Source organism: Psychrobacter sp. TB67, from assembly GCF_000511065.1.
Lineage (GTDB): Bacteria > Pseudomonadota > Gammaproteobacteria > Pseudomonadales > Moraxellaceae > Psychrobacter > Psychrobacter okhotskensis.
In genome coordinates this window covers 1-25,006 of the sequence record NZ_AYYA01000046.1, presented here as the reverse complement: position 1 = coordinate 25,006, position 25,006 = coordinate 1, and the positions used below count along the sequence as shown (strand labels likewise).

Below are 25,006 nucleotides of genomic sequence, written 5' to 3'. Positions count from 1 at the left end.
ACTACTAACTTACAGTAACGAGAACTGTTTAACAAATATGTTTTGATGAACCTGTCATTTACACCATAACCTTTCATTCCCTTAAAATTATTAAGGGTTTTTTAGTTAAAAACCTTACTGTTAAAATGGTTTTAATGCTACAATAGCGTTACAATGTTACAAGGCAATCTATAATGATAACATTGTGTATCAGCACTTAATGCCATCCCTCATTAAATGCTTATCGATAACCTATTATTGCGTTGAGGAATCAAACGATGAAACTACAATCCCTAGTTTTAGCTGCTGCTACTGCACTTACTATGACCTCTGCTTTTGCAGTACCTGCTGGTACTTGGACAGTGGCTGCCGGTGCTCATATGGTCGACCCTAAAAGCGACAACGGTACTTTGAATAATGGTTTATCTGTTGATGTTGATGGCGATGTGCGTCCGACCATCAGTGGAGAATACTTTATTGCCAACAACGTTGGTGTTGAACTACTAGCAGCAATTCCATTTCATCATGATTTTGACCTAAATGATGCAGATGGTAATCCTGTTTTAACAGGCAAAACTCAGCATTTGCCACCTACTCTCACTGTACAGTATCACTTCGATGGCTATAACCTGCCTATGAATGTGAAGCCTTTCGTTGGTGTTGGTGTGAACTACACCACTTTCTTTAAAGAAAGAGTTTCTAATGGTGCAGATTTAGATCTTGACGATAGCGTGGGTGTTGCTGGTCATATCGGTCTTGATATCCCATTTGCTGCAACTGAATCTTTCCGTATTGATGCCCGTTATATGGACATCAAAACCGATGCTACGTTGGACGGCGTAGATGCTGGTGAGATTGATATTAGCCCTTGGGTATATGGCGTTGCTTTCGTTAAACAGTTTTAATTTATAGTCAAAATATCGCCAATAAAAAAGCCAGATTAATCGCTGGTTTTTTTATGCTTAAAATTTAAGCACAAAAAAAGACCATCCGTAGACAGTCTTTTTATTGTTTATACAGGTTAAAAACCAAAAATCTCTACAGTAAAATACGGCGTGGATCAGCAAGCAAGGTCGCAATATATCGGGTGAATACTGCCGCATCTGCACCATTAATCACGCGGTGATCATAAGATAAAGATAATGGCAGCATGAGGCGTGGCTCAAAGCTCTGGCTACTCTCATTCCAACGTGGCTGCATACTGGCTTCAGACACACCCAAGATACCTACTTGTGGCCAATTTACCAATGGTGTAAATGCCGTCCCACCTAAATTACCTTGGCTTGATATGGTAAAGCTTGCGCCTTGTAAATCTTTGGTGCTCAGCTTTTTATCACGGGCTTTGACTGCCAGCTCGCCAATCTCAATCGCGATTTGTTTAAGACCCTTGTCTTGCACATTTTTAATCACGGGTACGATTAAACCGTCGTCAGTAGCTACCGCGATACCCATATTCACACTTTTACGCAGGATAATTTGGGCATTGTCATCGCTTAAATGACTATTAAAACGTGGATGCTGAGTCAAGGCATAAGCAGTCGCTTTAACAACAAAGGCTAAAATAGTAAAACCAATCCCTTCCGCTTTCATGCCGCCTTTAAGCTCACCACGTAACTTTTCGGTTTCAGTGATATCGGACAAATCAAACTGGGTCACTTGTGGCAGATACGTATTGTAATTGAGCTGCGGGATCGACACTTTTTGTAGACGGCTCAGATCTTCTATTTCTGTTTCGCCCCAAATTTCTACATTACTCATATCAGGCAAGCTTGGTAGACTTGCTCTTGATGCACTATCACTGCTAGTAGATACAGCTTGCTTATTGGTCAAGCTTTGCTTCACATGCGCAAATAAGTCTTCTTTTAAGATACGCTCATTAATTGCAGAACCCGTCACTTGACTGATATCTACACCTAGCTGCCTTGCCAACTTACGCACGGCAGGACCAGCATAAACATCGACCAACTTCTCATTCACCTGAGTTTCATTCAGCTTGTTGTCCGCTGATTGAGTCGGTGTACTGGTTGACGTCTCTTTTACAGATGCTTGCTTTGGCTCAGCCGCCGCCTGCTTTTGGTCATTTGAGCTGGTTTGTTTGTCGGTTTTTGACTCAGTTTTTGATTCATTTGCTGATTTATTGGCACTATCCGCCTCTGAGCCACTACTAATGATGACGATAAAATCTTGACCATTGGCAACCATATCACCAGCTTCGACCAGTATTTTCTCAATTTTCCCTGCTTCTGGTGCCGGTACTTCAACCGATGCCTTATCAGACTCAATCAGCAAAATAGATTGGTCAGCGCTAACCATGTCACCGACACTCACCATGATCTCAGAAACTTGCGCTTCATCCACACCTAAATCAGGCAGTGCATGAGTGGTCGCTTTCCCTGAGCTTGGCGCAGAGTCAGCAGCGCTATCGGAGACAGAAGATGCTTGCTCGTCTTCCTGTGCTTTTTCTTTATCGTCGTTTTCGGCATCTACACTATCCGCACTTGCCGCATTATTTTCAGGAGCTTGCTGATCGTCTGCCTCAGCATCATTGCTCTCATTACCGCTGTCTTCACTATCAGTGCCAGTATCACTATCTAACTCAATCAGTACCATGCCTTCACTGACTTGATCGCCAACTGCAACGCTGATTTTAGTGACTGTACCAGCGGCAGAGCTAGGTACTTCGACTGAGGCTTTGTCAGATTCTAATAAAATAATGTTGTCGTCTTTTTCGATGACGTCGCCAACTTCTACCATAATTTCGCTGACTTCGGCGCTATCAACACCCAAATCGGGGGCTTTAATGTCCATGGTTTATCTCCTTGTCTTATGGTTATTATTCTTTGACATCACCATCATTGAGTAAAGTCGCATCGGCTTGATCTTCAGAACGGCCTTCACTACTGATTTCATCATCTTCTTCCCCAACGAACTCAGGGACAGGATGCGGGTTGACCTTATCAGGCGCTGGCGCATCTGGGAAATGATCATAATGAGGCTGTTGCTGCCATGCAGGTGGATGATCTACATCGATACCGAAGCTAGAAATGGCATCTTTGACCAAGCGCATTTCGACTTCACCTTCATCAGCCAAGCGTTTTAGCGTCGCTACCACAATGTGAGCGGCGTCGACGTTAAAGAAGCTGCGCAATTTCTCACGTGAGTCTGAACGACCATAACCATCTGTTCCTAGCGTGGTATAAGGACGACTGTCAGGTAACCAACCACGAATCTGCTCCGAATAGTTACGCATATAGTCCGTCGCTGCCACTACGATACCTTCGTGCTGGGCCAATTGCTCAGTGACCCAAGGCACCTTTTCTTCATCCATTGGATGCAAGCGATTATAATCATCACAAGCCATACCATCACGAGTTAGCTCGTTAAAGCTGGTCACACTCCAGACGTTGGAGGTGATATTAAACTCATCTTTTAGAATCTGTGCTGCTTTTTGCACTTCACGTAAGATAACGCCCGAACCCAAGAGCTGAACCTGACTTGAGCCATTGTCTTCTAGCAAATACATACCGCGTTTGATACCTTCTTCCACCCCTTCTGGCATGGCAGGCTGCTCATAGTTTTCGTTCATAAGCGTCAAGTAATAATAGACGCGCTCGCCTTCTGCGTACATGCGGCGCAAGCCATCATGCATGATAACGGCCAGCTCATAACCAAAGCAGGGGTCATAGCTGACGCAGTTTGGTACGACGTTGAACAATATCTGCGAATGACCGTCTTGATGCTGCAAGCCTTCGCCATTCAGTGTCGTACGACCAGCGGTCGCACCCAATAAGAAACCTTGTGCTTGGCAATCCCCTGCCGCCCAAGCCAAATCGCCCACACGTTGGAAACCAAACATAGAATAATAGATATATAGCGGAATCATCGGTAAGGCGTTGATCGAATAACTGGTCGCGAGCGCAATCCAAGCACTCATCGCCCCAGCTTCGTTGATGCCTTCTTCTAGCATGTGACCGTCTTTGGCTTCTTTATAGCCCATCAATGCTTCGCTATCTTCTGGCGTATAGGTTTGACCGATAGCAGAATAAATACCCAATTGACGGAACATACCTTCTAGACCAAAAGTACGTGCTTCGTCAGGGACAATGGGTACTACTCGATCTTGGATGTCTTTGTTTTTTAGCATGGCTGCCAGCAGGCGTACGAACACCATCGTCGTCGATTGCTCTTTGCCATTACTACCTTTTAATACGCGGTCAAAGATGGACAACTCAGGGATATTTAAGGGGATATGCCCACTGCGGCGATTGGGTAAATGACCACCCAAAGCTTCACGGCGACCTTTTAGATATTTCATCTCTGCTGAGTTTTCTTCTGGACGATAAAACGGTAGCGTCTCTAACTGCTCATCCGTAAACGGCAAATCAAAGCGGTCACGGAAATACATCAAGCCATCTTGATCCAGCTTTTTGATCTGATGCGATTTGTTGACCGCTTGTGCTTGATCCGACAAACCATAGCCTTTTACAGTTTTGGCTAAAATTACCGTTGGCTGACCTTTGGTTTTCATCGCTTCACTAAAGGCGGCATAGACCTTCACTGGGTCATGACCACCACGGTTTAGGCGTGCAATATCATCATCAGACAACGACTTGCCGACTTCTTCTAACTCAGGATATTTACCAAAAAACTCCGTGCGCACAAACTCAGGATCGCGGGCTTCATACAGCTGATACTCCCCATCAACCACTTCTTCCATGCGATATTTAAGCGCGCCAGAGTCATCATTGGCTAGCAAGGTATCCCAGTTGCCACCCCAAACGACTTTAATAACTCGCCAGCCAGCACCGCGAAACACAGATTCCAACTCTTGAATAATCTTGCCATTACCACGGACTGGTCCATCAAGACGCTGCAAGTTACAGTTGACGACCCAAATTAGGTTATCCAGCTTTTCGCGGCCCGCCAAAGAAATAGCCCCTAAGCTTTCTGGCTCATCTGTCTCGCCATCGCCCAAAAAGGTCCAAATCTTACGACCTTCATCTTCGAGCAATCCGCGATTGATCATATAATTATGCACGTGTGCATGATAGATCGACATGATAGGACCAAGGCCCATTGATACCGTAGGGAACTGCCAATAGTCGGGCATCAAATAAGGATGCGGATAACTTGATAGGCCTTTGCCACCGACTTCACGGCGAAAGTTCTCAAGCTGCTCCTCTGTCAAGCGACCTTCTAAAAATGAGCGAGCATAGATACCGGGTGCAGAGTGGCCTTGGTAATAAATCATATCGCCACCGAAGTGATCACTCGCTGCACGGAAGAAATGGTTAAAGCCAGTTTCATATAGCGTGGCACTAGAGGCGAATGTCGCTAAGTGACCGCCCAAATCATCGTCATTCTTATTGGCTCGCATGACCATTGCCAATGCATTGTAGCGAATCAAGGCACGAATTTTGCGCTCCATACCCAAGTCACCTGGATACATTGGCTCATCTTCGACGGCAATACTATTAATATAAGCCGTATCCAGTCGATTGAACGGCAGTCCTTCTTGTACCCCCATATTGTATAAAGCTTTTAACAAAAATTGCGCACGATCCTTGTCCGCGTGTTTAATGACAGACTCAAAGGCGTCCAGCCACTCTTGGGTTTCGGTGCTATCAGCATCCTTGTAATAATTCATCTTTATTCATCCTTTTTTATCAGTCAGCCCTGCACCATGGCAGGGTATTGTTAAATCAACGTGTTATTCAATATAGTAATACGCGAATAGTTTGTTTAATGACTTTCTTATTACTTGTGACAAGATACGCTCAGCCGCCCCACTTTATAGTGCAGCCATAGAAGGCTCAGGTGACAATATGATGCAACTACCCTTTAGCCTATTAGAAAAAAAGCAGCACAGTAAAATGAAATAGAAAATCGCGCTCTACATTTGGTTATCAAACGATAAGTACTCTTTATTATAGGCGCTTATTACGTGGTTGTTTATAGCGATAAGAAAATGGCAACATGACAAGTATTTCTTAAATAAATAGTGATTATTTTTTTGGAAAAATTTTCAGTTAATACCTAGCTTATAAGTTGTTTTTTATAAATTATCGCTGTAACTGGTCATGATAAAACTGCCATTCATCAGCTTTATATGGTTTTTACTTAATTATTGCTTATTATGTAAATTTACGTAATGTATATATCATTTTGGTGAGTAATACAGCTGGTACTTAAATAAATGTTTATAGCAAGTTTTAGCTTATAGGAACAAGATATGCATAAAGTCCAGTTCACTTCAAATCCAATAAACTTGCAATTATTCAGTAAATATATATATAGAGTGCTGGCGCTTTTGACTATTATGAGTTTGCTATTGATTAGCCATAAAGGCCTTGCGGCAGATCCTAATCCTTTTGAGTCCTCTCCAACTTCTGAATTAGCTAGTTGCCCAGCGAACCACAAGATGTATTACTTAGGGTCTAATCCTCCTACCTCTACTTCTGCTCAATCCGTAGTAGCACTACCCTTGAGCTGGACAGCTGGCAACACCAGTAAGATTTTTACTTTTGCAGACAACAAAATTTTTACCATTGCCTTTCCCATTTTGATAGATGCCAATAATAGTGATGGTACAGTCCCATTTTATGGTTCCAATAATGGCGTTACTTCTGATGCTATTAACTTAGTACACAATTCTACACGGGTGCAGACGGATCACTCTTTAGATCTTAGTGTTAATCGACCCGTCAGTAAGATCGGCTATAAAATACAAGATTTAGACTCAACAATGGTTAATACAATTATTGGGTACGGTAGTTTTTTTGGTATCAGATATCCAATATATGGAGATAGGACTCCTTATATTGAGCAAGTGGATGTTTCAGCTACTAATGGTCAATTAACCTTTAATAATATTTTTCACAATATTAACGCGCAGAGAAACATCGTAACCGCTAAAGAAGGTGAGAATTGCAATGCTGGTCAATGTACTATAGATGCTGCATGGGGATATAAACCCGCAAACAGTGTTGTCACACTACTACATAATAATGCTAAGAGTGAAACTAGCGGAAGCCATGCAACTGGCTACTCTGACTTCTACTTCTGTCTTGCACCGCCCAAAATTATTGTAAAAAAAGCCCTTAACGGTGTACGTATCAATGATACTAATACTAACAAAGATCAGTTTGAGCTTAGTATCAACAGGGGAACAAATGTTGTCAATGCGGTCACTACGACAGGCTCAGGTTCAGCCGTCACTAACAACGATAATCGAAATGCCGTAAGCATAGCTGAAAACACAAGCTATACTATTACTGAACGAGTGATGAATGGAACGATAATTGGCGATATTGCCAATTATGATGCCACCTATACTTGTAATAATGCTACGACAGGTAGTACTACTGTTATGCCTACTACAGCTATGACTTACAACTCAACTGATAAAACACGTTCATTCACTTTATCTAATGCTACTTATGGTGATGAGATCACTTGTACGATTACCAATACACCCAAAGCTTACACCTTCTCGGGTACTGTGTTTAATGACAATGGTGGTATTACCAGTCCTGATCCTCAGCTAATAGGAAGTCCTTATAACAACCCCAATTTTTTTAATGGTATTTTTGATACTAATGAAGCGGGCATAGATGGGATGAATATTGTAAAAGTACGCTTAAGCGATTGCAGTAATAACCCTAGCGCCAACCCTATTATTGCTACTGTTAATACAACAAGCTTAGGGAAGTATAGCTTTTCAGTAACGGCAAAAGATTTAGCAGGTAAGACCGACTTATGTATAGAAGAGCTAGAACCAAACAACTGGCTATATAGTGTCGATACCACGTCCAACATCCGAAAATTCAGCTTTGTTCCTAGTGTATTAACCTATCAAACTGGCGTAAAAATAAACAGTAATACGCTTAACCTTGATTTTGGTAATGTCATTAAAGAAAACACCGCATTAGTCCTAAAAAAAGCTCAATATATAAACAATTGCCCTTCTACCCTCAATTATACCGACCCTGCTATTAATACTTCAAACAATAATGACCCTAGAATAGGCTTTAGCACCGAAAGTATTGATAATATTGACCCAGGGAAATGTATTGCTTACAGGATTACTGCTACCAACCGCGCCAATATTAATATCGATAATTTCGTCATGAAAGATGTGCTACAACAAAAAGGGGTAAGTAATGCCATCGTGACATCTGTGCTTACCAATCCATCATCTGCGTCGGCTGACTACGCTTCTGACAGTGTCGCTATTGGTCAAAACGGTACAGTAAAGACCAAGACTTTTACTTTGGCGCCAAAAACCAAACGCGATTTTTATTTCAACACCAAGTACGGTAGTACTGTGAATGCTCAGTAGCTAATTTCTCTTGTAATTTTAATAGGTTAATGAAACCAATCTCTTAACACATAAAGCCCTATCTCCTCAGATAGGGCTTTTACCGTTTGGCAACCCCAGAATACCATTTGTCGTTTTTATGGTGATTCTTTGTCTATTAATTGTAAAAATATAATAAAGACAGTTTCATAATTCTATCAGTAACATCGATTCATAACTGACAGCAAGCAAATGGGCTGTTCTTAGTGAAATTAATCGCACACTGATAATAATGATTATAGAAAGGACATAAAATGAAATTCTTCAATTCTCTACGTGCCACCCTATTTATTACCACAATCTCTTTAGGTTTACTAAGTACTGCTCATGCTGATAACGCTCTAAAAATGGAGCTGACTGCCAACAAAGTCATTAAAAATGCTGAAGGCAAGATCAGTTATCTACCCGTCAGTACCGCTCCAGCAGGTACTGTTGTCCAGTACAAAGCAACATATACCAATACCGTTAATCAAAATATCAATGACTTAGCAGTAACCCTACCTATTCCAGCAAATATGGCTTTCACTGGTGAAGCGTTTCCTGCTAGTGCACAAGCCAGTACCGATGGTAAGAACTATGCTGACATGCCTTTGATGCGCAAGGTTGATGACAAGCTAGTAAAAATCCCTTTATCTGAGTACCGCACGTTACGTTGGGATATAAAGCTATTACCAGCAAATAAATCTGCAGCTGTAGCTCTTAATACAATCGTTAACTAACACGATAACTGATTAAAGCATGCTAATTACAATTCTTGAATCCTAACCTCTATATTTTTTCACTTCGGAGTTATACATGAGATCAAACACTTTTAATTATAGCTTATTGGCAGTAGGTATCGCTGCTGTACTGGGTATCAGTACCACTGCTAACGCAGCCAAAAGTGGCTCAACAACAACAGGCGTAGAAATAACCAACAAAGCAAGCGCTAGCTATAATGTCAGCGGTCAGACTCAGCCTGTCGTTGAATCCAATGAAGTCAAAATCACCGTATCAGAGCAGGTATCATTTTCATTGGTTGCTGAAAATGACGATACCGCTGCGGGTGGTAAGAAAGGCGATGACGTAAATACTAAAGAAGCAGTGGCTCCCAATGGGTTTGCACTGTTTAAGCATACTTTGACCAACACTGGTAACCGTACCGATACTTATACTATAAATCTGACGGGGAATGACCCAAAATATGATTCAGCCAACTCTACCGTCTCCTACGTTATATATAACGCGGATGGGACCGAAAATCGTTCTCTAAATAACGCACCCTATACGATAGCTAATGGTCAGGAATTTCCCTTAGAAAAGGGACAGTATATTAAGTTTACGATCAACGCCAAAACCACTGGCAATAAAGCAGGTAGTACCCAAGATCTAACAATATCTGCTACTAGTAAAGTCTTAGCTGCCAACTCTGCTGCTCCAACGTCAAGCCTTACCAACACGAATAACTCATTCACAAGGCTACCTACCTTTAGTATCGTTAAGACGATTGATAATGCCTTAGATCTTAATAATGATGATGATACTGCCACTTATCGGATCGTAGTGAATAACGATGGTAATACTGCATATAGTGCTGATGCCACTGATATTACTATCACAGATAATCTGCCAGCGGGCTTAGTACTTTCAGAAGCACTAACAGCCACTAATATTACCATTACGGGTCAGGCGACCAAAGGCAACATCGATACTAGCAGTGCAGGTGATAACGGCTTTAATATTACTGGTGTTAATATCCCAGCAGGTCAAAGTATAACCATCCTCTTAAAAGTAAAAAAAGGTGGTACCGGCACGCTTGTCCCTGCCACTGCTATTAACCATGTCAAAGTCACTGATGATCTGGATAACAATCCTGCCACTACTAATACCCTTATCGATAGTACAGATAGTAATGATGAAAACGTTGCTACATTCTATCCTACTGACGATGTGGATAACGTCAATGGTGAAGCCCCAGCTTCTGCAGGTGATGATTCAACTGTAGCGCTACTGACTATCAAACGCGCTTTAACTCTAACTGGTGTAACTACTAGAGAAATCGCTCCTACTTCAGGTACTGCCGGTCAAGTTACCCATCAAACGGTCATTACTAACGATGGTAAAGACGTTGAGGGCGATACTGCTGGCGAGTTGACTTTCACCATCAAAGATAATGACGGCAACACGCCAGATGCAGTTAATATCGTATTTGATACTGTCACCATAACTTATGATGCAGACGGTGTTGGAAGTGGTGCACCTGGATCGCCGATTGCTATCACCCCTACTCTCGTAGGTGGTGTAAACGTATATGATATTAAAACAGCTTTGCCTAACGGCATAGCACCTACTGGTACCGTTACGATTAACTATAAAGTGTCATCGACCAATGCACCATTCTTCACACCAATAAATTCTACTACTCCTACAGTAGAAAATACACTAGTTACCTTAAAGCCGGCTAATGAAGGCGCCCCTGCATCAGCTACAGTAACAGACTCTACGACTGTCCGCGGCTTACTTTTAGTCAAAAAACAAGCGATAGATGCTGATTGTACTGGCACTTCAGTAGGAACATTCGTTACTACAGATATTACTGGCGCATCTCCTGGTGAATGTATTATCTACCAAATCGAAGCTCAAAACACATCTACTTCAGGAGTAGGATTTAATATTACTGACGTAGTGATTTTAGATGAGTTGGCTAAATTCTCAGACGACGCTGACTATGTAGATGGTAGTGCAACAACGACTGCCAGTGCTGGTGGCACCTATACGGCTTCTAACAATGGAACCGCGATTACGACTACGGTTGCTACGTTGGCGCCTCAAGGGACTGCAACCATGAAGTTTAAAGTCAAAATCAAAACCGCTCGCACCCTATAGCTTTTTTTTAAAACTGCAATTACTGACCTAATTTCAATACCTAGATTAAGGTCTATAACTATCTACAGATACTTATAGACCTTCTCTAATCTGAATTTACTTAGGCTCAGAGAATCTAAGCTACTCATTTATGTTTTATTGGATAAGCGACATATGACAGCTCGTTTAATGACATCGTCTAAACACATGCCATTGCGCACCGCTAAGGTCTCTGCGTTGACGTTAGCTATGTTTCTTATGCAATCAAATACTGCTCTAGCAGCACCTAACCCTCTGCTACACTTTATCGAGAACACTGCTAACGCCAGTTATATTGTTAATAATGGTACTAACCTTAATCTAAATAGTACTTCTAACCAAGTAAGTGTCCAGTCGTCTGCTTTTCCTAAGTATGGTATCAACTTAACCCAGCCTGCCACACAAACTGTGGAGACAGACACAACCGTCAGCTGGGTAAACGTACTTTCAAATATTAGCTACAGCGAACAGACCATCGATTTGACGCTAGTCATACCCAACAGTTTATCGAATATTAAAGTCTATCAAGACTTGAATAACAACGGTATTTTCGATAATGAAGATCAAGAAATCAAGTTGGATGAGAATCTAACCACCCAAATTACTTTAGGTCAAAGTGAAAGCATTGAGCTTACGCTACAAGCGCTATCTGACTCTAATGGTAATGACGGTGACACTGCTGATATCAAACTCGGTGCGGTAGTCGTCGAAGATAAATCAGTAATGGCAGCAGCCACTGATAGCCTAGTCATTGTTACCCCAAGTCTTGACTTTAACGCCTTTAACTTTGATGGCAGTAAAAGTACCTCGCAAATTGGTGAGGACGTTTATATCGAAGCCAGCTACGCGCAATGTAATGTTCAGCTAGATAAGCCTGACCAAGTATGGGTCACTATCAATGCACCAATAACGGCCGATACCTATTCACTAAAAGCGATAGAGACCGGCAATAATACTGGTAAATATCGTCTATCAGCCCCTACACAAAATAACGCTAACGCCATTAATGACAATATCATCCAGACCCTAGATGGCGATACTCTGACTGCCACTTTGGATGCTTGTGTTGTACCTTCTGTTGGACTGGATCAACAGCCTAACCCATCAGACCTAACCGCTATCGACCGTAATATTAATGCCACTATTGCCATTAACGATACCTCTCCTAGTCTACAAGTGACTAAAGAGAGTGATGTCAAAACAGCAGAGCTTGGTGACTATGTCAACTACAACATTAGTGTTAAGAACGATGGTAAATCCACTGCTTATGACGTACAACTAAAAGACGCCTTACCACGTGGTTTTGACTATGTCGATGGTAGTGTACGTGTTGGTAAAACTGCTGATACTAATATCAGTCAAACGCAAACTACTGAGTTTAAAGCTGATGGTAAATATCAGGTTTTAAATTTAGGTAACATGACGGTTGGCGAAACTAAGAACATCACTTATCGCGTATTAATCGGTGCCTCATCTTTAGGTGGTGACGGTATCAACCGTGCGACTGCCGTAGCTAATAATAAGCAAGGTCAAAGCTTAGTATCAAGAGAAGCACAGTGGAAAATCGAGGTTGAGCGCGGCGTGATGAATACAGATGGTATCATCGTCGGTAAGGTGTACCACGATATTAACCGTGATGGCATCCAACAAAAAGATGATGGCGAGCTAGGGGTTGCTGGCGTACGTATTTATATGGAAAACGGCAACTTCATTGTGACCGATCCCGAAGGTAAGTATAACTTTTATGGGGTTAGCGCCAAAACTCACGTATTAAAAGTTGATCGCACGACTATTCCTAACGCGACCGAAATGGTTATCCAAAGCAACCGTAACGCTGGCGATGCCGGTAGCCGTTTTGTTGACTTAAAGTATGGTGAGCTGCATCGTGCTGACTTCGCTATTGTCGGTGGTATGGGCGATAGCACTGAGCGCTTGAACGCAGAGCTGGTTGCTCGTAGCAAATCAGTGAGCGCTAAGAATGATTCCCTTGAGCAAGCCGTAAAAACGGAGCTGACCTTAGAGCCCGACTACAACCGCGACTACGATGATAATGTGGAAGCCAGCGGCTGCAACATCAATGGTGATTTAGACCTTGGTAGTAACTGCGACTCTGCTATCGTTAATGAGATGGTCAATCCAGCTGCCAACCGTGTCGAGATGGCTATAACCACAGTAGCACCCCCAGTAGAAAAAGAATTAGAAGAGTATCTAAAAGAAGTCGCTACTAATGACGTCGCTTTTATTAATCTAAGTGAAGGCCAGCAGCTCAGTACTTATAAGCAAATGGTACAAATACAAGCGCCACTGGGTAGCAATTTTACGCTATATGCCAACGGTACAGCCGTATCAGAAGAGAAAATCGGTAAAACTGCTGAGCAAGAAAAACAAAATGTAACTGCGTTTGATTATTATGCCGTTGATTTACAGCGCGGTAATAACACCCTACGCGGCGTCGCTACTGACGTGAATGGCAAAGTCATCTCTGAACAAACCATTAAAGTGACGACGCCTGATAGCTTGCAAGCTATTAATTATCGTACTCAAGAACAGCTAGTGCCTGCTGATGGCGTGAGCGAATATCAGATAGTTATTAGTCTAAAAGACCGTGACAACCGTCCCTATATTGGTACTACTTCGCTTACGCTTGATACCAATATTGGTCGCATTAGTACTGATGACGGCAGTAAAGATACAGCTGGCACTCAAGTCACCGTTAACGGTGGCGAGCTACTCATTTCCGTCGTTGCACCGAGTGTACCTGGCAAAGGTGAGATGGTAATTGATACTGGTAGTAGCAAGCAAGTGATTCCGTTACAGTTCACCGCTAAGCTACGTCCACTAATCGCAGTCGGTATCGTCGAAGGTGCTATATCGCTTAAAGACTTTGATGGTAGTAATATTACGGATGCTCAAGGGGCTTTTGAGCAAGAATTGAATGAGATTGCTGGCGGTGACGATTATTCAGCCACTGGTCGTGCAGCAATGTTCCTAAAAGGCAAAGTACGCGGTGATTATCTATTAACCCTTGCCTATGACAGTGACAAAAAAGGCGAACGCTTATTCCGTGATATCGATCCGGGTGAATACTATCCCGTTTATGGCGATTCATCGGCAAAAGGCTTCGACGCCCAGTCTACTAGCAAGCTCTACGTACGGGTAGATAAAGGTCGCTCATTCGCCATGTACGGTGATCTCAAGACTCAAATAGATAACGACGAAGGTATCGAGCTTGGCCAGTACAACCGTACGTTGACTGGTGCCAAAGCGCAATACGAAGACAACAACACCCGTATCACCACCTTTATCGCTGAGACCAGCTCATCACAACGCGTCAACGAAACTCGTGGGCTTGGCATTTCCGGTCCTTATCCACTGGCTAACGACTTCGATGCGGTACTAGAGAATTCCGAAACCATTGAGGTCATTACTCGCGATGCGAATAACCCTGGACTTATCGTACGCCGTGAGACGCTGACACGATTCGCTGATTATGAAATCGACCCTATCAGCCGCAGTTTATACCTAAAAGCGCCAATTGCCAGTCAAGATTTGGAAGGCAACCCTATTTATCTACGCGTTACCGTAGAAGTAGATGAAGGCGGCGAAAAATATTGGGTGGGCGGTATTGCAGCCAAGCAACAACTGACCACTAAAATCGCCATCGGTGGCAGCTATGTCAATAGTGATGACCCACTGAATAAAGAAGAGCTAGCCAGCGTTAACAGCGTTATTAAGTTCAACGATAAGCTAAAACTGGTGGCAGAATATGCCAAAAATAAAGCAGAAAATCCAAACTTTCAACCAAGTAACCAGATTAATGCTGAGCTGTTAGAAGGCCGCGATGCTGAAGGTGATGCGCTACGTATAGAATTGGATTACGACAATAAATTAAACACCCGTGCCAAAGCTTATTACAACGATGCTGAAGAAGGTTTTGTCACTGGTGCTTCTCCATTAACCGCTGGACGTACGGAATCAGGTGTAGAAGTTACTCATGCACTCAATAATAAAAAAACCGCACTTAAGTTTGAAGGCGTACGTACAGAAGATCATACAACAGAGGCCAGTCGCGAAGGTGTAGAAGCAAGCATTGAGCAGCGTCTCAGTCAAAATATCGTTGGTGAAATTGGGGTGCGCTACTACAAACAAGATGCGACCGCCGCCTCACGCAATACCCAAGCAGCCACTGATGTGCTAGATGTTACTGATGATACAATATTCAATGATGACATCATTAATCAATCAGCGCTCAATGGCGTCAGTAACGCTGACAAAGACATCGAAGGGACAACTGCCCGCGCCCGTCTAACAGCGCGTTTGCCAAAACTAAATAACTCGTTAGTATTTGCCGAATATGAGCAAGATATTGATAATAGCGAGCGCAATGCAACCTCTATCGGCGGCGAGACACCACTAGGTAGCTTAGGTCGCCTATATGCCCGCCATGACTTAATCAATAGCTTATCAGGCAGCTATGGTCTTGATGATTCTGATGAACGTCAGCGTACAGTCGTAGGCTTCGATGCCACTTATATGAAAGATGGTAAAGTCTATAGCGAATACCGTATGAGTGATGCGATCAGTGCCCGCGAAGCAGAAGCAGCTATCGGTCTAAAAAACAAGTGGTATGTCCAAGAAGGTCTGACCTTGAGCACATTATTTGAGCGTGTCGAGTCTTTAGAAGGTGATAAAGATAGTACGGCAACTGCAGCTGGCGTAGGGGTTGAATATCTAGCCAAAGAAAACTACAAGGCTTCAGGGCGTCTAGAAAAACGCTGGGGCGACACCAGTGATACCCTTCTCGGTAGCGCTGGCATAGCTTATCGCTACACCGATGATATTACTTTATTAGCGAAAGATATCTACTCGCAGGTCGATTATGATGATGGTCATCGTACTATCAATCGTTTCCAGCTTGGTGCCGCTTACCGTGATTATGATAGCAATCAGCTCGATATGCTTGCCAAGCTTGAGTACCGTTTAGATGATAACGCTACCGGTAACGATCCCTATCAAAAAGATGCGATTGTCTGGTCATGGAGCGGCAACTATCATCCGACGCGCCCATTAACGTTATCAGGTCGCTATGCGGGTAAATATACAGAATATGATGCTGACAATATCGTAAGCGATAACACGGCTCACGCGGTCTATGCACGCGGCTTATATGACATTAGCGAGCGTTGGGATATTGGTCTACAAGCAGGTACTTACTGGAATAAACAAGCGGATGACTTGGCTTATCTGGTTGGTGCAGAAGTTGGCTACAGCCCGATGACTAACCTGTGGTTATCACTCGGCTACAACTTTATGGGCTTTGAAGATGAAGACATCGCTTATGATGACAGCACGCAAGAAGGCGCTTATTTTAGACTACGCTTCAAATTTGATGAAGATTTATTCAAACGTGAAGATCCACGCAAAAATAAACGTTTAACCAGCGATTCTACGTTATAATTTAGCCAAATTATCATAGGCATGGCTTATGATAATTTGCTCGCCGATTTACAGCCCTTTATCGATTAAGGGCTTATAAAGTCAGTGCTAATAAAAACCAATATCCACACTCATTACCTTAATACAAGGTTCGCATTATGTTGTACTCTGCGATCAAAGCTGTAACCAATAAACAGCCTATCTATACTACGCTCGCAGCAGTCTTGCTCCTGACGACTGCTTCATCAGCGCTGGCAGTAGCCAAAGAGGCTCCAGCTATTACTCTACAAGCTTCTAACTATTGCCATGGTGATTTGCAGACACAACCCTCTGCTTATAAATACCAAAGTACGCAGCAACGAGCGCTGAGTTGCCTGTTGACGCAACTACAAGCTTATCAGCAAAAAGACATGACAGCGCAGCAGCAGTATCTAGCGTATAAAGCGCAAGCGTGGATTAACTATGCTATTCATCAAGACAGTATTAATAGCCGCTCACCGGCTGGTACATACGCAGCGCAGTCGGCAGAGACGATATTGCAAGCGCTAAAAAATGATACCGCACAAGACATAAGCCTATATCAGGATATCCCGTCTGACTCTGCTTTGATGCGTCCTGATCTTTGGGCAACTTTGAGTGCTTTAAAAGACAGCGACGGTATTGGTACTGCGCCACGTGAAATGGCATTTAGTGAAGTGGCTTTAATATGGGCGGCAACCAATCAGTGTGAGCGTGGCTCAAAAGAGTCAGGCAGTCACTTCCGCATGGCAGATCGCTGGCTAGAACAAGCGCGTGAGGCCTATGTGAACGCCCATGATTCGCAAGCTAACGTCGCCTTAGAGAATCTGATCGTGCGTTATTACAAGCAATATGCCCCTTTGGATCCGAGTGAGGATGTTTGCCAAGGGCAAAAACTGTTTTCTATCGCTCAATAACCTATCAATCGCAAAAATGAGCAAGGTGTTTTTGGCACCAAATGTCGCTCATCTTAGATATTTTCTGACAGCTACTTGTCAATATTTTCGTTATTATTGAACCTAGGCAAACAAAAGACCGTCACAAAAATAGAAATTAAAAAAGCCGACTCATAAATAGTCGGCTTTTTTGTATTAAAATTTCAGTTAACTTTTATAATATCATCCACGTTTAGCACAAAATAAATTAGCGGTTTTTACGTGGTAGCTTTTCTGGTAAATAACAGCGCAGATAAGCAATTGACGCAGTATTTGCTTCTTGCAGATACTTCTCTGTAATGCTCTCATGACGGCGGTAAGAAACCGTAAAGATAGCGTTGATAATACTATAAGTGACCAAAAGAACATCTTGGATATCTTCAAATTTTGGCACTTCATACCGTTCTGCTAAACGTTTATATACCAGTTCAACCACTTGATGATCCATATCTTCACCGAAACTATCACCTTCAAAATCAGGTGTATTCGTACCATAGATCAATTTTGCTTTGGTCTGATCTTCATGAAAGATATGCACACAGCGATCGATAAGTGCTGTTAAATATCCCTGCCATCTGTCGTAATCAACCGTTTCTACAGTTGTCAAAATCTCTAAAATCTCGATAGCATTCAAAAAGCGCAATGCTAAAAATATGGCTTCGATATTCGGAAAGAAATGATAAGCAGATGCTCTTGGAATGCCAGCTTCTTCGCAAACAGCAGCCAAGGTAATATCATTGATAGACTGCGTTTCACTCAGTTTTTTGGCACCCATCAATAGCTTTTGACGGCGCGCGCGACCTTGCTGACTGGTAAATTTAAATTTATTAGGTACCAGCTTCTTTGCCAGTTCCGAATCTACCAGTACATCTTCAATTTTGTCGTCTCTATTTTCACTCATTGTAAGTCTCTTAATGTTGTGCCCTATCTTTATAAATATGGTCTTCATTGGACAGTATTCATTCTAAATTTAAGAACGACTGTTTGTTAGTTGGTAATACGGGCTAATATTACCGCTCTATGCTCAATGAAGAGGCATCATAAACGCTTGTACACTATCAAGCAAGGGACGTGCATGGGTTAAAAAATAATGTATCGATTAACAGTATATTAGGGTTAATAATGAAGTTTTATTTTCGCCCTTATAATACCATGATCGATGACTCTATCGGCATAATCCCACTTTAAATGGTCATTAAAATAGTCAACTCGCTCAACCTGACCGATTGCAAACTTGCTATCAGGCAAAAATTCCTCTGAAACGAACAGCTGATCAATTACTTCTGGCATACCTTGATAAATGTGGGTATATGCCACGTCTTTCATCCAACCATAACGCGCTTGAATGCGAGCGGCGTCGAACAAGGCAACATCACGCATGCTTTTATCATAATTGACTTCGCCAGTCTCGGTCATTAGTTGCGTGGTCACACTACCGGTGACGTCGTTCATATCACCAAGTAAGATTAAGGGCTCACGAGTATGCTTCAAGCGTTCGATGATAAACATTCGAATAGATGCCGCTTCTGCTGCCCGCATACATAAGCTACGAAGCTTGGCACGAATGCGAATATTGGGGTCATCCATATCTTCTAACAAATTGCCGGCTTCATCTCGTAAGAAAAAAGCGCGCTTACTTTTAAGGTGAGCTGTAATAATAGTAATGGGCTGCCCGAATGCATCTACTCGCAATACCAAGGGTGGACGGTTAAAACGCTCATAAGGACCAATATCAGGAATATCAATCACCGCCTTTGGCGCCACTTGCTCTAATAAAGTCGTCTCTAATTGTTCAAAGCGACTAATAATACCTACGGCAGGTGTATTTTGCGCCCCTCTACCTTGAGTATAAGCACTCGAACTGTCATTGCTTGCTAGCGGAATAACCACATGTTCGGGCTTAAATCCTAACGATACTGCCAATGCCTCTAGCGCCTCGCTGTCCCATACTTCTTGTACGGCAATAATGTCGGCATGGGCTTTTGCTAATAAGTCGCTGATGCCACGCAATTTACTTTCATACTCTTTATTACTGTACGGCTCAGCATTTTCATAATACATGCGATTAGGATTGGCAAAATTTAGCAAATTGGCAGTAGCGATATAAAACTGTTTATCGCTACCTTTATTGGCAGAGTAACTCATAAAACTCCTAGTGCTATTTGGATAGTATGCATTATTATGAATAAACAACGCAAGCTGTTCATAATAATAGACCGCCTCCACTAAATCTGTAGTGTTTCGTATTGTTTTATCCTACTATTTCATAGCTAGAAAAACTGGGTTCATTGATAATGTAGAGAACGCTTGCTCTATTAACGCGCACTCTATCAAAGCCCTTGTACTAAATATTGGTTGATCATACTCGTTTATGAGCCAGTACAAAGGCGGCGCTGCCAATCATAGAAGCGATGACACACAATACTAACAGCTGCACGTATTTGTGCTCTGCGCCAAACACTGGCGCCATCACTGCAATATAGCCACCGTTTTCTAACATATAAATAATACCTGCCATGAGCGCTGATACAAAGCTGACTACAATGGCCCAAGGTTTGACTTCCCAACTTGACCAAATGCTAAAAAATACGACAGGTGCTAAAAACAGGGAAGCGGTACCACTAATAGCGACCGCATCGAATAGGTCTTTGCTGCCAGTTGCAATGAAGGCCAAGCCTGCCAGCAAAAACCCTAGCATAATCAGCCTGCCATTTTTTACAGTTGGTTTGACAAGTTTCATATCAATGGCTATCAATTTTGCGGCACTGGCGTAGGTAGAATCTAAGGTCGATATCGCTGAAATAATCAGCGCGAAGCTAAACAACATCATTACCGCTGGTGAAAATAGAGTGTTCAGCGTTTGCGTCACTTCAGTGACCCCTCCCGCGTTGTTCAGCTGTGCAAACACACCTAGCAAACCAAATAACAAGATGCAAGCCATCGAAATAGGCGCGGCATAGTAAAATGACTTTTTAGTAGTCGCTCTATCTGCTAAAAATCCTCGGTCAGTCATGACAGGATCATGAGCGGGATAGCTCCATATTTGGATAAATGCAACTATCATTAATATCCATCCCTTGTTGTCAGCGGAATTGGAGGAGCTAATGATGGCATTAAAAGAAAACAAGGGATGTGCAAACATGGCAACCGCTAAAACAATAATGGCGAAGATCGTCAATAGCGCTTGAGCCACATCTGTCTTCAGCGCAGTGTGTAGCCCACCAATTGAAGAATAAATTAAGGTAGCGACCGCTATAATCAGTATTAAATAATTCTCATTAAAGCCCACGAACAAGGTTGTGATAAACCCAAACACCAGTAAGTTGCTAAATACCTCGCTCACTAATCGAAAACCAATCACTGCATTATAAAGATGCTCACCAGTTGCCCCAAACTTGACTTGCATGAACGTCTGTATGTTATTAAAACCATGTTTGAATCGTAAGCTATCAACAATATGTGCGCCAGTGATAAAACTAAAATAGTACATCCCATAAGCCAAAGTACCAGCGATACCGTAGAAAAAACCTAAAACGGCCGCATTCATGAGCGACCGTGCAAATATCCAAGTAGTAACCTGAGACAATATCAATGTCCAAAGACTGGGTGGCTGACCTTGTAAAGACTTGCCTTGATAAAATCTGGCGATATCAGGGGCAAGTTCATACGTTTCAGAAGAAGAGTCAGTCATGGTCGCTCTATGGGTTATTGAGACATCGTTAAGATTACCACAACTATCAAAGGTGCAACATGTAAAAAAGCCTCTAGAGCATACTCTAGAAGCTTTTATATAACTGCAATTATCAAGGGTAAGAACTCGGCTATAAAAATACTGTATCGTTAATCAGTCATACTATCGATGATACTGACTAAGCTATCAATACAAATGATGGTACTGATTAAGATGCCGAAATTCTCTATTTCCCAATATTACGATACACGATTCCATGCATCACGTGATGCTCGACGTGCCTCATTCCACTCCATACGTGACTCACCTTTTACTTCATGCCATGAGTTTTCTAAGTCTGCTTCATGATCTTCAAAGCGAGCATCTGCAGGATAACGGGCACGGTTGGCGTAACCGACTGCGTAGGCAGGATGTAAATCACGGTCAAAATCATGGCCTTCTTTATAATAGTCTGCATTCGCATACTCTGCGCGCCAGTAAGCTTCTTCGCGCGTTGGGTCAATAGCTTCAGCGGCCGCATGACCTGCACCGCCACCGACGATAGCGCCAATAGCACCACCAATGAGTGTGCCGAGTGGTCCTGCCATCGTACCGATAGCCGCACCTGCTGCTGCGCCGCCTATGCCGCCTATGCCTGTACCTACTGGATGTGATCCTGGCTCACCAGTGATGATGTCAGCATTTAGGTCATGCTTAGTCTCTTTAGACATGTGCTTTACTTCACTACGATCAATACCGTCATGGTTACTCATAATATTTTCCTTAAATTATTTGTTATATATTAGATTTATGATTGAAAGTTAGCAGTGTTGCTCCATTCATCTAAAGTATAGAAACTTAAGGACAAAGACAGATAGGCAGATTATGTAAACTGTGTCCAAATCTCGATTGTCTTGCGTTACAGCCTGTATCTTTATGACGATTGTGTACACTGGCCTAGGCATTTCAGTAATTTTAAACAAACTTATTAATAAAACAGACTGAATGCAAGAATTGAATCGACGCTTTATTGCCGCTCTTTTTAGACCTTCATTAATGCTCTTTCAAGCGCTTGTTGCCATTTGTGCAGGTGTTGCTCGCGCTCGTCAGCAGACATGCTTGGCTCAAAAATGCGATCGACTTGCCAAGATGCTTTCATAGTGGCCGCATCGTATAACCCCGTTTTTAGACCAGCAAGCAGCGCAGCACCTTTGGCAGTAATTTCTGTATCTCTAGGACGCAGTACGGGGACGCCCAATAAGTCTGCCTGAAACTGCATGAGCAAATCATTATTGGCAGCGCCGCCATCGACCCTCAATTCGGTTAAAGGGTGCGGGCTGTCTTTTTGCATAGCGATTAAGACATCATAGGTTTGATAGGCGACCGCTTCTAACGCCGCTCGGGCGATATGCGCTTTGGTCGTGCCGCGACTCATACCTGTAATACTTGCACTGATGTCCGAGCGCCAATATGGTGCGCCAAGTCCCGTAAATGCAGGGAGCAATACCACGCCTTCGCTACTATCAACCTGCCGCGCTAAGTCTTCGACTTCACCGCTCTGTTGAATCATTCCCAGATTATCACGCAGCCACTGGACGATTGCCCCTGCCATAAACACGCTACCCTCTAGCGCGTAGGTGACTTCTTTTTTGGGCGGCTGTAGCATACGCTTGCCAGACTGCACGATTTGATCAAAGGATAAATTGTCTGGGCGCAGTGTTGCCGATTTGCGTTGCCACGCTATCGTCGTCAACAGCTGATGCTCGCTAAGTTTGGGCTGTTGACCGATATTCATCAGCATAAAACAGCCCGTCCCATAGGTATTTTTGGCCATACCAGCATCGAGGCAGCCTTGGCCAAAAAGTGCCGCTTGCTGATCGCCTAATACCGCCTGAATAGGAATCTGCTTGGCAAACAAGCCTTTTTTAGTCTTACCAAAATCCCCATCAGAGGGCAAAACTTTAGGTAAGATATTCATCGGAATAGCAAAGCGGGCGCACAGCTCCTCTGACCATTCCAGCTTATGAATATCGTATAACAGCGTGCGAGAAGCATTGGTAATATCGATGACATGCTCGCCGCCTGTCAATTTATAGATAAGCCAACTATCAATAGTGCCAACAGCTATCTCACCCTTGCTCGCACGCACGCTAAGCTTTGGATGGTTTTCCAGCAACCATGCGATTTTACTGGCGCTAAAATAAGCATCTAAACGTAACCCGGTGATACGTTGCACTCGATGTGCCATATCATCACCGTCATCCGTCTCATCGCTATGAACACCAGTACTCGCACTTTCAGCTGCAAGGGTTTTGCAATAGTTTGCGGTACGGCGATCTTGCCAAATAATCGCAGGCGCTAAGGGTTTGCCCGTTTTTTTGTCCCACATGACAATAGATTCACGCTGATTGGTGATGGCGATACTAGTCACATCGGTAGCGAGCAGCCCTGCTTGGTTAATGACGTCATGCGCACAGCTAATCTGAGTTTGCCAAATCTGCTGGGCATCTTGCTCCACAAAACCAGCTTTGGGTGTCTGTAATGTGGTTGGCTGTTGCGCCATTTTTATCGGTCGGGCATGATCGTCGTATAATATCGCGCGACTCGAAGTGGTGCCTTGATCTAAAGCCAAAATATATCCTGCCATCACTCATATCCTTTACTGGTCTTATTTATTCTATGGTTGATAGTTTATATCACTCTCATATTTTTATAGTCAGCGGTTTCTTTTTATTTTCAGCGGCTTCTATAACTAAATTAACGCGCTTAATTAAGCACCGATTCATCGGGTTAATAGTCAAAACATGGTGCTCATTATTATTCGTCAGCAATAAAATCGAAATATCAAAGTATAAAAAATCCCTGCAATATCAAGGCACTCACAGCTCAAAAACTCAGTATATGATGACGACAATGTTCTTGTTGGGAAATAAATAATAACGCTATGATAAAAGTCGAAATCATTTCCTTATCACATCAGCACTGATTATACAATAGACGACGGCAAGATACTGAGGCTTGACCCGTCACGGTTGTGGCTCTAAAGTGTGTTTCGTATTACGTACAACAATATTTCAGTTATTATTTATCCTCATCTTTTTTCTCGTATTTTATTCATGTTTTTTGCTTAAAATTTATTCGAGCGCTATTAATTTGCTGGCTGCCGGATAGTTTATAGTCAATCCCACCTAAAAGTGTTATAAACTAACTATCAAATTCAATTGTTATTATAAAGACCATGACTTACTCGCTAGATTTTCGCAAACAAGTACTAAAAAGCTTAGATGATGGTATGACCTTTGCCGAGGCAGCTGAATTCTATAATCTCAGCCCAACCACCATACAGAACTGGAAGAGACGTGTTCATAGCAAAACAACCAGGCAAACCAAACCCTATAAAATACCAGATGATGTGCTACTTAATGATGTCAAAGAACATCCTGATGATTACCAGTATGAGCGAGCACGTCGTCTAAACTGTAGTAAAACAGGCATTCATCATGCCCTAAAGCGTCTAGGCATCAGTCAAAAAAAAGACTTTAGAACATCCAAAAGCCTGTCCGATCAAAAGAGCGATATATCAGAATAAGCTTGAGCACTTTAAGCAGCAAGGCTACCCCATTGTATATATGGACGAAAGCGGCTTTGAGCACGAGACCATTCGCTCTCATGGCTATGCACCGATTGGTGAGCCTTGTATCGATAGCTACAACTGGCAAGGTAAAA

At 42.8% G+C, this 25,006-nt stretch carries 14 protein-coding genes; 7 read left to right on the top strand and 7 right to left on the bottom strand.

Annotated features, from left to right (window positions below):
• Positions 1 to 257: 257 nt before the first annotated feature.
• Positions 258 to 884, top strand: a complete 627-nt coding sequence (locus tag W293_RS0107185; RefSeq protein WP_025651787.1) for an OmpW/AlkL family protein — start codon at positions 258 to 260, stop codon at positions 882 to 884.
• A 133-nt stretch (positions 885 to 1,017) separates the two neighbouring features.
• Here W293_RS0107185 and W293_RS0107180 read toward each other — a convergent pair whose 3' ends face one another.
• On the bottom strand, positions 1,018 to 2,787 hold the full coding sequence (locus W293_RS0107180; protein ID WP_025651786.1) for a 2-oxo acid dehydrogenase subunit E2: 1,770 nt from the start codon (positions 2,785 to 2,787) through the stop codon (positions 1,018 to 1,020).
• Between the two features lie 25 nt (positions 2,788 to 2,812).
• Positions 2,813 to 5,626, bottom strand: coding sequence for a pyruvate dehydrogenase (acetyl-transferring), homodimeric type (gene aceE, locus W293_RS0107175; RefSeq protein WP_025651785.1), 2,814 nt, complete (start codon positions 5,624 to 5,626; stop codon positions 2,813 to 2,815).
• A 585-nt stretch (positions 5,627 to 6,211) separates the two neighbouring features.
• Between aceE and W293_RS16740 the strand changes: the two genes are divergently transcribed.
• The 5 genes from W293_RS16740 to W293_RS0107145 all read left to right on the top strand — a co-directional run bounded on the left by W293_RS16740 (position 6,212) and on the right by W293_RS0107145 (position 17,592).
• A complete protein-coding gene (locus tag W293_RS16740; protein WP_025651784.1) occupies positions 6,212 to 8,320 on the top strand; it encodes a hypothetical protein in 2,109 nt (702 codons plus the stop codon).
• A 272-nt stretch (positions 8,321 to 8,592) separates the two neighbouring features.
• On the top strand, positions 8,593 to 9,057 hold the full coding sequence (locus W293_RS0107160) for a hypothetical protein (RefSeq protein ID WP_025651783.1): 465 nt from the start codon (positions 8,593 to 8,595) through the stop codon (positions 9,055 to 9,057).
• Positions 9,058 to 9,133: 76 nt separating this feature from the next.
• Complete coding sequence (locus W293_RS0107155) at positions 9,134 to 11,203, top strand: hypothetical protein (RefSeq protein ID WP_025651782.1); 2,070 nt, start codon at positions 9,134 to 9,136, stop codon at positions 11,201 to 11,203.
• Between the two features lie 153 nt (positions 11,204 to 11,356).
• Positions 11,357 to 16,678 (top strand): SdrD B-like domain-containing protein, encoded by a 5,322-nt coding sequence (locus tag W293_RS0107150; protein WP_025651781.1) that lies wholly within the window; start codon positions 11,357 to 11,359, stop codon positions 16,676 to 16,678.
• Between the two features lie 137 nt (positions 16,679 to 16,815).
• Complete coding sequence (locus tag W293_RS0107145) at positions 16,816 to 17,592, top strand: hypothetical protein (RefSeq protein ID WP_025651780.1); 777 nt, start codon at positions 16,816 to 16,818, stop codon at positions 17,590 to 17,592.
• 226 nt (positions 17,593 to 17,818) lie between these two features.
• On the opposite strand, the gene W293_RS0107140 is transcribed toward W293_RS0107145, so the two are convergent.
• From W293_RS0107140 to glpK, 5 genes are all read right to left on the bottom strand, one after another.
• The gene (locus W293_RS0107140; RefSeq protein ID WP_025651779.1) at positions 17,819 to 18,511 is read right to left on the bottom strand and encodes a TetR/AcrR family transcriptional regulator; all 693 of its coding nucleotides are present in this window, start codon (positions 18,509 to 18,511) and stop codon (positions 17,819 to 17,821) included.
• Between the two features lie 215 nt (positions 18,512 to 18,726).
• A complete protein-coding gene (locus tag W293_RS0107135; protein ID WP_025651778.1) occupies positions 18,727 to 19,755 on the bottom strand; it encodes an endonuclease/exonuclease/phosphatase family protein in 1,029 nt (342 codons plus the stop codon).
• Between the two features lie 214 nt (positions 19,756 to 19,969).
• Positions 19,970 to 21,301, bottom strand: coding sequence for a hypothetical protein (locus tag W293_RS0107130; RefSeq protein ID WP_025651777.1), 1,332 nt, complete (start codon positions 21,299 to 21,301; stop codon positions 19,970 to 19,972).
• Between the two features lie 239 nt (positions 21,302 to 21,540).
• The gene (locus W293_RS0107125; RefSeq protein WP_025651776.1) at positions 21,541 to 22,053 is read right to left on the bottom strand and encodes a hypothetical protein; all 513 of its coding nucleotides are present in this window, start codon (positions 22,051 to 22,053) and stop codon (positions 21,541 to 21,543) included.
• Between the two features lie 269 nt (positions 22,054 to 22,322).
• Complete coding sequence (gene glpK / locus W293_RS0107120) at positions 22,323 to 23,927, bottom strand: glycerol kinase GlpK (RefSeq protein WP_025651775.1); 1,605 nt, start codon at positions 23,925 to 23,927, stop codon at positions 22,323 to 22,325.
• A gap of 591 nt (positions 23,928 to 24,518) precedes the next feature.
• Between glpK and W293_RS0107115 the strand changes: the two genes are divergently transcribed.
• Positions 24,519 to 24,869 carry an IS630 transposase-related protein gene (locus W293_RS0107115; protein WP_025650793.1) on the top strand — a complete coding sequence of 117 codons (351 nt, stop codon included), beginning with the start codon at positions 24,519 to 24,521 and terminating at the stop codon, positions 24,867 to 24,869.
• Positions 24,870 to 25,006 lie beyond the last annotated feature (137 nt).